We start from the raw sequence: 571 nt of genomic DNA on the forward strand, positions 1-571 counted from the left end.
GAAAGAGGTTTTCATGCCCGAGTCCGCTTCCCGGCCCGACCGCAAACCGGTCGGCGTGGACACCACCAGGGCGAGTATCGCCCGTGTCTACGACTGCAGCCTCGGCGGCAAGGACAACTACGACGTCGACCGGGCGGCCTTCCAACGCATCCTCGAAGTAGCACCCCGCCAAGGCGACGTATCCAAGATGAACCGACGCTGGCTACACCGCGTCACCCGCTACCTCGCCGGCACCGTCGGCATCGACCAGTTCCTCGACATCGGCGCCGGACTACCCACCGTCGGCAACACCCACGAAATCGCCCAACAACAAAACCCCGAAGCCCGAGTCGTCTACGTCGACAACGACCCCGTCTGCAACGCCCACGGCCGCGTCCTACTCGAGCAAAACGAATACACCCACTTCGTCTCCGGCGACCTCACCGAAGACGGCACCCTCCTGTCGAAGGACAAGATCACCCGCTACTTCGACATGAACCGCCCCATCGCCCTGATCCTGTGCGGCATCCTGCACCACCTCAGCGACGAAGACGACCCCGCCGGCCTCACGAAACACTACATCGACCTACTG

The 571-nt window shown here is 63.4% G+C and carries 1 protein-coding gene; it reads left to right on the forward strand.

The window, feature by feature from the left end; all coding sequences use genetic code 11:
• Positions 1 to 13: 13 nt before the first annotated feature.
• On the forward strand, positions 14 to 571 hold a 558-nt coding region (locus ON32_RS23355; protein WP_040793170.1), incomplete at its 3' end, for an SAM-dependent methyltransferase.

This window comes from Nocardia paucivorans NBRC 100373, assembly GCF_000308675.1.
Classification (GTDB): domain Bacteria; phylum Actinomycetota; class Actinomycetes; order Mycobacteriales; family Mycobacteriaceae; genus Nocardia; species Nocardia paucivorans.